Here is a 7439-nt window from a genome sequence, read left to right on the forward strand (position 1 = left end):
CCCTGTCATCCAAATGTCCGAACTCCCATCCAGTCACAACGCCGAAGGCCGCAAAGACGAATTCGGTGCCTGGATTCACCGCACCGACTATCGCAACCGCCATTCCGACTTCGGCTGGGAGATCGCCGACTATGGCTACAGCCGCCGCAGCATGGGCCTCGCCTCATTGCGCCCCATGCAGTGGCAAAATTACCTCGACTTCATGGTCGCCGCCCGCAACCAGGCCGTCGTCACCGCCGACGGCCTCCGCAACGCCCGCCGCCTGTTGTAGCAGACCCCTTGAGATCCGGTCACAGGGCGGACGAAGAACGCCGCCTGCCCCAAAAGTCATGCCCAATGCCCTCCGGCATCCCTATGCCTAGGCCGCCCGCTTCTGCTTCTTCTTGGCCTTCAGGTTCAGCATCTCCACCATCATCGAAAAGCCCATGGCAAAATAAATGTAGCCCTTCGGAATTTCGAAATGAAGCCCTTCGCCAATCAAGGCCGTGCCGATGAGAATCAGAAAGCTCAGCGCCAGCATCTTCACCGTGGGGTGGCGTGTCACGAACTCACCCACCGCTCTGGCAAACACCATCATGAAGCCCACGGAGATCAGCACCGCCGTCACCATGATGGAAATGTGCTTCACCATCCCCACCGCCGTGATCACCGAATCGAGCGAAAACACAATGTCCAGCAGCGCAATCTGCACCATCACCGCGCCAAACGCCGCCCCTTTGCCCACGCTCTGGCGCACCTCGCCCTCAGGGTCGCCTTCAAGTTTTTCATGGATCTCATGCGTGCTCTTGTAGATCAGGAACAGGCCGCCAAAGATCAGCACCAGATCCTTCCCGGTGATCGAATGCTCCAGCACCGTAAACAACGGTGCCGTCAGCGACATCACCCACGTGATCGACATCAGCAGCAGGATGCGTGTCAGCATCGCCAGCCCCAGGCCGATGAAACGTCCGCGCGGCCGGTCCGCCGCCGGCAGCTTGTCCACCAGGATCGAGATGAACACAATGTTGTCGATCCCCAGCACAATCTCCAGCAAGCACAGCGTCAGCACCGCGATCCACGCCTCCGGATTCGCAACCCAGGAAAAGTCGAGCACATTCAAATTGGCGGTTACAGCAGCAGCAGCGTTGGCAATCATCGGGCCGCGACCCTAGCGGAAAATACCGCATCGGCAAACTCCACGATGAATTTGCTGCGGCGCGCAGGCCCTACCTCATGCAGTAAAAAATTTCCAATGTCGAAAACCCGTTCATAGGTACGCCCATGCCGCCCGCCAGCCTCGCAGATCTAGAAGAACGCCTTAGCCGCCCGACACCCGCCGTGATCGAGATGATGAGCCAGCTCCCTGGCGACATCCTCATCCTGGGTGCCGCAGGCAAGATGGGCCCCTCCCTCGCCCGCATGGCCAAACGCGCCAGCAATGAAGCAGGCACCCCGCGCCGCATCATCGCCGTCTCACGCTTCAGCTCGCCCGGTGCCGCCGAGGAATTCCAGCAGCATGGCATCGATGTCATCACCACCGACCTCCTCTCTGCCAACGCCGTCGCCTACCTCCCGCATGCCCCCAACGTCATCTACATGGCCGGCATGAAATTCGGCTCCACCGGCCAGGAATCCATGACCTGGGCCATGAACGCCTGGCTCCCCGGTCTCGTGTGCGAGCGCTACCACCGCAGCCGCATCGCCGCCTTTTCCACCGGCAATGTCTATGGACTCGTCCCCGTGGGGAGCGGCGGCAGCCGTGAGGAAGACGCCCTCAATCCCAAGGGCGAATACGCCATGAGCTGCCTCGGCCGCGAGCGCATCTTCGAATACTTCAGCCAGACCCACGGCACCCCCGTCTCCCTCATCCGCCTCAACTACGCCTGCGACCTCCGCTACGGCGTCATGGTGGACATCGCCCGCCAGGTCTGGAATGGCCAGCCCGTGGACGTCACCATGGGCTATTTCAACACCATCTGGCAGGGCGATGCCAACGCCCTCTCCCTCCTCAGCCTCGCCAAGGCCCACAGCCCCGCCTGGGTCGTCAACCTCACCGGCACCGCCACCCTCAGCGTCCGCGCAGTCGCCCACACCTTCGGCAGGCTCTTCGGCAAACCCGTCCAGATCACCGGCACCGAAGCCCCCGACGCCCTCCTCAGCAATCCCTGCCGCAGCTCCGTCGATCTCGGCATCCCCCTCGTCCGCGACGAAGAACTCACCGAATGGGTCGCCCACTGGATCTCCACCGGCGGCGAATCCCTCGGCAAACCCACCCACTTCGAATCCCGCGACGGGAAGTTTTGAGGGCGAGACGTCCAGAGTTCACCACTTGAATTTTCACCCAATCACGTCATTCTTTATCCCTGTCGTTGACTGCCACGCACCTCACACCAGCACTGATTCTTCGAGAATTGGGCAAGCTGAACGTGACGGACATGGAAGGCGTACTGCACAAGCTCCAGATGCTGGCTGCGACCAAGAAAGGCGCTCTCAAGGCCGACGAGGCAAAGCTCCTGGAAGCCATCAATGCCACGCTGCCCACAGATCAACGCACGATCTACCGTCGCCTCTCGACCAAGCGCAAGAATGGCTCGCTTACCCCCGCCGAGCATCGTGAGTTGCTGCGACTTTCCGATTTGGTGGAAACGCTGCATGCGCGTCGAATGCAAAGTCTGGTCAGATTGGCCGCCCTGCGCAAGACCACAGTGCCCGAACTGATGGGACGACTGGGGCTGGAATCTCTACCCGCTCATGTCTGAGCATGTCAGCGCGGCACTACGCCGGCTCGTCCGCACCCGCGCACAGGGGCGTTGCGAATATTGCATGACGCCAGAGGCCTATGCACCTGAGTCATTTTCAGTGGAGCACATACTTCCGCGCAGCAGACGTGGCGCATCCACTGCCGAAAACCTCGCACTCTCCTGCCAGGGCTGTAACAATCACAAGTTCACCCGTACTCGTGCCCTCGATCCAGTGACCGAACTAACTGTGGCACTTTACCATCCTCGCCAGCATGCATGGCAAGACCACTTCGTCTGGCTGCCAGATGCACGGCGGCTGCTTGGTATTTCTCCCACTGGACGAGCAACGGTGGAAATGCTGCGCCTGAATCGTCCTGGTTTGATGGGATTGCGCGAAGCTTTGATCGCCCTCGGCGTTCATCCGTAATTTGTCCGTGCCCCAGCGCCCCCTCTACTCCGCCGCCCCCGGCCTCAGCCAGTACAGCACGCTCATCCTCACCGCGATCCCATTCTCCACCTGCTGGTTGATCAGGCACCTCTCATAGTTCATCCCCGCATCCGTGATCTCCACCCCGCGGTTCACCGGCCCCGGATGCATCAGGTGCAGCCCGCGCTCGCGCAGCACTTTCACCCGTTCATCCGTCAGCCCGTAGTTGCGGTGGTACTCCGCTGAGCTCGGAATCAGCGGCTCGTCCAGGCGCTCCCCCTGCACACGCAGCAGATAGATCACATCCGGCTTCCATTCAAAGGCATCCGTCCAGTTGCCAAACTGCGGAATCTCCTGCGGCACCTCGCGCGGCATCATCGACCCCGGGGCCAGATACGCCACCTCCATGCCGAGGCGGCGGAAGATCAGGCTCGTGCTGCGTGCCACACGGGAGTGCTGGATGTCGCCCACAATCAAAACCCGGCAGCCGCTCAGGTTTTTGTGAATCTCCCTCAGCGTAAACGCATCCAGCAGCGCCTGCGTGGGGTGTGCGTGCCAGCCGTCCCCGGCATTGATGACGCTCGCGCGCGTGTTCTTGGCGATCAGATTCGGCGTCCCCGCCTGCTTGTGGCGCACCACGATGTAGTCCACCCGCATGGCCTCCAGCGTCTCCACCGTGTCCAGCACGGACTCCCCCTTCACCACACTGCTCGACTCAATGTCAAAGTGCGTCACATCTGCGGACAAGCGGCTCGCGGCCACTTCAAAGCTGGAGCGCGTGCGCGTGGAGGGCTCGTAAAACAGCGTCAGCATCGTCTGCCCCTTCAGCGTGGGCACCTTCTTCACGCTGCGTTTGAAGAGATCCTTGAACGGCCCGGCGTTGTCGAGCACGAAGGCGATTTCCTCATCCGTGAGCGAGGCGATGTCGAGGAGGTCTTTGCGCGGGGTCATCTCGTTGAAGCTTGGGTTTGCACGGTGCAGGCGTCCTCGCCGTCCACTTCGGTAAAGTGCACCGCCACCCGCTCTCCGGGTGCCAGCGTGACCTTGAGGGCGGAGAAATCCGGCTGCACAGGAAATTCACGGCCGCAGCGGTCCACCAGCACGGCCAGCTGCACCCGTTTGGGGCGGCCAAAATTGAGCAGTTCATCCAGCGCCGCACGCACGCTGCGGCCGGTGTAGATCACCTCATCACAGAGCACCACATTGAGGTCGTCGATGTCGAAGGCGATGTCCGAGCCCTCCAGCTTCGGCACCATCTGAAAGGTGCTCAGGTCATCGCGATACTGCGTGATGTCGATCGTGCCCAGAAAGACCTTCACGCCGCCAGTTTTTTCGATCTCGGCCGCAATGCGTTTCGCCAGCGGCACCCCGCGGGTGAAAACACCCACCAGCGCGATGCTCTCCGCACCAGGATTCGCCTTCAGGATGCTTTGCGCCAAAGCCTGCACCCCTGCGGCCATCTGGGCCTGTGTGAGTAGCGTACGTTCATTGCCGGGCATGGTGGAAAAAGGGTGCGCGGACAGTCCGGCGATTCACCGTCTTGTCAAATCGGGGGATCACAGCAACCGCACAGAAGTTTCGCACCGGCACGCGCCTCCAGGGTTGCAAAGCAGGCGCGTCTTTGATTTGATACGCTCATGCAAAGACTCCCCCGTGCCATTTTGATGCTGGCCCTGACCACCCTGCTTGCCAGCTGTGACATTCTCCGCGAGAACAAATTGCTGATCACCACGCACGTGCAGACGGACCAGCTGGAACATCAAAGCGAGCTTATGCCAGTCACCATCGCAGGCGAGCAGATGATCTTCAAAAAAGTCCCCGAGTTCAGCCAGCGCAGCATCTCCGGCTTTGAACCCTTCGAAGCAGACAACAACGATGGCTACGGCGTGGTGCTCCAGCTCGATACCAAGGGCCGCACCGCCCTCGATCTCGCCTCCCGTCAGTACATTGGCATGACCTTCCTGACCATGGTCAACGGCCTGCCCATCGACTTGATCGAGATCGACAAGCCGATCACCGACGGTCGTTTCACCATCTGGCGCGGTCTCTCGAAGCAGACGGTTGATGAAATGGACAAGTTTTATCCCCGCATCAAATACATGAAATCCTCCTCTCGCTGGATGGATGACATGCTGCCGTCCACCTCCAAGGAAAAATTGAATTCCCGCAGAGATGCCAGGGCCTTGGAGGCCGCCGAAAAAGCCGCTGCACTTGACAAGGAACGCGGCATCCTCCCCAAGGTGCCCAAGACCAAGGATATCCCGCTCGAAGGCTACAAACTCCCCGGCACCTGATGTTACGTCTCGCGCTGTCATTCTCACTGCTCGCCCTGCTCACGGGCTTCTTGCCCGCGCAGCAGCTGCAGCTGCCTACGGCCAACCACGCCCTGTTTGGCTCACCTGCGGAGTTCTTCCAGTTCGTCGACCGCGACTTCGATGGCGCCAAGACCACCCCTTGGGAGGGCGGCCAGTTTGGCTTCGTCCGTGATCCCCGCCACATCGGAGGCCGCATCGCCTATGCCCGCTTTCACGAAGGCCTCGACATTAAACCCCTGCAGCGTGATGCCAAAAGCAATCCCCAGGACGAAGTCGGAGCCATTGCCGATGGCGTTGTGGCTTACGTGGCCGCCTCGTCCGGCCTGAGCAACTACGGCCGCTACATCGTGGTCCAGCACAACTGGGGCGGCAGCCCGTTTTTCTCCCTCTACGCCCATCTTGCCTCCGCACAGGTCAGCGCCGGGCAGAAGGTCAAGGCGGGCACTACTCTGGGCATTCTCGGCTACACCGGCAGCGGCATCGACCAGCGCCGCGCTCACCTCCATGTGGAGCTGAACCTCTTTCTATCCAGCCGCTTTGAGTCCTGGCACAATGCGAATTTCCCAACCCCAAACCATCATGGTTTGTACAACGGCCTGAATCTCATCGGGCTCGATCTCCAGTCGCTCTACCTCGCGCAGCAGAAAAATCCCAGCCTCACCGCCGCCAGTGCCGTGCGCGCCACAGAAAGCAGCTACCGCGTGGCCGTCCCAGGAGATGCCGAGATGGAGATCCTCAAAAACTACCCCTGGCTGCTCGACGGTCCCCGTCCTTCAGGCAAACCCGCTAGCTGGGAGGTCACCTTCAGCCGCTGGGGCCTGCCGCTCGCCGTGAAAGCCTCCTCATCACCCGTTGCAGCCCCTTACGTCACCTGGGTCAAAGACGCCGGCATTCCCCACTTCACTCACACCCGCGGCTGCGTCACCGGCAGCGGCAGCACCGGCAGGCTCACCACCGAAGGCCTCCGCTTTGTGAAGCTGGTCTGCGGCTGGTTTTAGTCTGGACAAATCATGGCCCTTCCTTTCTTGTGGAGCCTGCCATGAATGATTCCATTAATCCATATGCTCCGCCGCAGTCGGATATTCTTCCTGCGAGCAACCCCGATGAAATCCAACAGCTCGCTTCGCCATGGCGCCGGCTGGGTGCCAGCATTCTGGATTCCCTGATCCTGATGGTGATAGCCCTGCCCATCATGTATTTCAGTGGTTATTTCTCCCGCATCATGGAGCAGGCAGGAAAGCCAAGCTATTTGACCATGGAGCAGCTGGTATGGGCAGTCGTGGGCCTTGGCATCATGCTCGCTATCAACTGGAATCATCTGGGTCGCGGCCAGACCATCGGCAAGGGCATCATGAATCTGCGCATCGTGCGGAAAACCGGCATGCCGGCGGAACGCTCTCATATCATCCTCAAGCGCATCCTGCCCCTCCAGCTCATCGCTCAGGTGCCCTTTCTTGGAGGACTTTTTCTCTTCGTGGACACTGTTTGCATCTTCCGTTCCAAGCACAACACGCTCCATGACGACATCGCTGACACCAAGGTCATCGATCTCCGTCAGCTCCCTGCCGTTTAATCCGGCTCACGGCTTCACTTCCGGCTCCGGCACATAAAACCGGCCCATGTGCTCCAGAATCTTCGCCCGCAGTTCATCCCCGTCGATCGGGCCGTTGTGGCGAAAAATCACCTCTCCTCCCGGCGCCACCACCAGCGTGTGCGGGATCGGTCCTGGCCACTCCGGATCCAGCGCCTTGATCAGCCCATCCTGGCTCGCTTCGCTGAAAACATAAGCGTTGCCCTTGCGCCCCTCCGCCTTGAGCGAAGCCTTCAGCTTGTCCGGCACCACCGCGTTGTGCTTCTCCAGAAACGTCTTCACCTCTCCCATGTCCTTGGGATCGTCCATGCTGATGCTGATGAACTCAAACTCACGCAGGCCAAATTTGCGCGACGTCGCCACCAGCTGCGGAAACTCCTCCACAC

Annotated in this window: 11 protein-coding genes; 7 read left to right on the forward strand and 4 right to left on the reverse strand. The window is 60.6% G+C overall.

Features of this window, described 5'->3' with window-relative positions:
* Positions 1–13 precede the first annotated feature (13 nt).
* On the forward strand, positions 14–271 hold the full coding sequence (locus ACILSL_RS11560; RefSeq protein WP_395732187.1) for a hypothetical protein: 258 nt from the start codon (positions 14–16) through the stop codon (positions 269–271).
* Between the two features lie 87 nt (positions 272–358).
* On the opposite strand, the gene ACILSL_RS11565 is transcribed toward ACILSL_RS11560, so the two are convergent.
* The gene (locus ACILSL_RS11565; protein ID WP_395732188.1) at positions 359–1135 is read right to left on the reverse strand and encodes a TerC family protein; all 777 of its coding nucleotides are present in this window, start codon (positions 1133–1135) and stop codon (positions 359–361) included.
* Positions 1136–1260: 125 nt separating this feature from the next.
* Between ACILSL_RS11565 and ACILSL_RS11570 the strand changes: the two genes are divergently transcribed.
* The 3 genes from ACILSL_RS11570 to ACILSL_RS11580 all read left to right on the forward strand — a co-directional run bounded on the left by ACILSL_RS11570 (position 1261) and on the right by ACILSL_RS11580 (position 3147).
* Positions 1261–2283, forward strand: a complete 1023-nt coding sequence (locus ACILSL_RS11570) for an NAD-dependent epimerase/dehydratase family protein (protein ID WP_395732189.1) — start codon at positions 1261–1263, stop codon at positions 2281–2283.
* 65 nt (positions 2284–2348) lie between these two features.
* The gene (locus ACILSL_RS11575; protein ID WP_395732190.1) at positions 2349–2738 is read left to right on the forward strand and encodes an STAS/SEC14 domain-containing protein; all 390 of its coding nucleotides are present in this window, start codon (positions 2349–2351) and stop codon (positions 2736–2738) included.
* The gene (locus tag ACILSL_RS11580; RefSeq protein WP_395732191.1) at positions 2731–3147 is read left to right on the forward strand and encodes an HNH endonuclease; all 417 of its coding nucleotides are present in this window, start codon (positions 2731–2733) and stop codon (positions 3145–3147) included. Before ACILSL_RS11575 ends, ACILSL_RS11580 begins: the two co-directional genes overlap by 8 nt.
* Positions 3148–3171: 24 nt before the next feature.
* Here the strand turns inward: ACILSL_RS11580 and ACILSL_RS11585 are convergent, their stop codons facing one another.
* Both ACILSL_RS11585 and pyrR read right to left on the reverse strand, forming a co-directional pair.
* Entirely contained in the window at positions 3172–4098 is a 927-nt protein-coding gene (locus ACILSL_RS11585; protein ID WP_395732192.1) for an aspartate carbamoyltransferase catalytic subunit, read from the reverse strand.
* Positions 4095–4646, reverse strand: a complete 552-nt coding sequence (gene pyrR / locus ACILSL_RS11590) for a bifunctional pyr operon transcriptional regulator/uracil phosphoribosyltransferase PyrR (RefSeq protein WP_395732193.1) — start codon at positions 4644–4646, stop codon at positions 4095–4097. Before pyrR ends, ACILSL_RS11585 begins: the two co-directional genes overlap by 4 nt.
* Before the next feature lie 138 nt (positions 4647–4784).
* On the opposite strand from pyrR, the gene ACILSL_RS11595 reads away from it, so the two are divergent.
* From ACILSL_RS11595 to ACILSL_RS11605, 3 genes are read left to right on the forward strand one after another with little or no spacing between them, the layout of a single operon-like run.
* The gene (locus ACILSL_RS11595; RefSeq protein WP_395732194.1) at positions 4785–5441 is read left to right on the forward strand and encodes a hypothetical protein; all 657 of its coding nucleotides are present in this window, start codon (positions 4785–4787) and stop codon (positions 5439–5441) included.
* The gene (locus ACILSL_RS11600; RefSeq protein WP_395732195.1) at positions 5441–6460 is read left to right on the forward strand and encodes a murein hydrolase activator EnvC family protein; all 1020 of its coding nucleotides are present in this window, start codon (positions 5441–5443) and stop codon (positions 6458–6460) included. The genes ACILSL_RS11595 and ACILSL_RS11600 overlap by 1 nt, the downstream gene beginning before the upstream one ends.
* Positions 6461–6501: 41 nt before the next feature.
* Positions 6502–7035: an RDD family protein gene (locus ACILSL_RS11605; protein ID WP_395732196.1), complete on the forward strand. Its 534-nt coding sequence runs from the start codon at positions 6502–6504 to the stop codon at positions 7033–7035.
* A 6-nt stretch (positions 7036–7041) separates the two neighbouring features.
* Here ACILSL_RS11605 and ACILSL_RS11610 read toward each other — a convergent pair.
* On the reverse strand, positions 7042–7439 hold a 398-nt coding region (locus ACILSL_RS11610; RefSeq protein WP_395732197.1), incomplete at its 5' end, for a TlpA family protein disulfide reductase.

This window comes from Prosthecobacter sp. (assembly GCF_044222345.1).
Lineage (GTDB): Bacteria > Verrucomicrobiota > Verrucomicrobiia > Verrucomicrobiales > Verrucomicrobiaceae > Prosthecobacter.

Excerpts from the sequence above, each read along its gene's own strand:
- ACILSL_RS11605 (WP_395732196.1), top strand. The coding sequence starts at position 6,502 with ATGAATGATTCCATTAATCCATATGCTCCGCCGCAGTCGGATATTCTT.
- ACILSL_RS11585 (WP_395732192.1), bottom strand. The coding sequence starts at position 4,098 with ATGACCCCGCGCAAAGACCTCCTCGACATCGCCTCGCTCACGGATGAG.
- ACILSL_RS11565 (WP_395732188.1), bottom strand. The coding sequence starts at position 1,135 with ATGATTGCCAACGCTGCTGCTGCTGTAACCGCCAATTTGAATGTGCTC.
- ACILSL_RS11580 (WP_395732191.1), top strand. The coding sequence starts at position 2,731 with ATGTCTGAGCATGTCAGCGCGGCACTACGCCGGCTCGTCCGCACCCGC.
- pyrR (WP_395732193.1), bottom strand. The coding sequence starts at position 4,646 with ATGCCCGGCAATGAACGTACGCTACTCACACAGGCCCAGATGGCCGCA.
- ACILSL_RS11560 (WP_395732187.1), top strand. The coding sequence starts at position 14 with ATGTCCGAACTCCCATCCAGTCACAACGCCGAAGGCCGCAAAGACGAA.
- ACILSL_RS11595 (WP_395732194.1), top strand. The coding sequence starts at position 4,785 with ATGCAAAGACTCCCCCGTGCCATTTTGATGCTGGCCCTGACCACCCTG.
- ACILSL_RS11600 (WP_395732195.1), top strand. The coding sequence starts at position 5,441 with ATGTTACGTCTCGCGCTGTCATTCTCACTGCTCGCCCTGCTCACGGGC.
- ACILSL_RS11570 (WP_395732189.1), top strand. The coding sequence starts at position 1,261 with ATGCCGCCCGCCAGCCTCGCAGATCTAGAAGAACGCCTTAGCCGCCCG.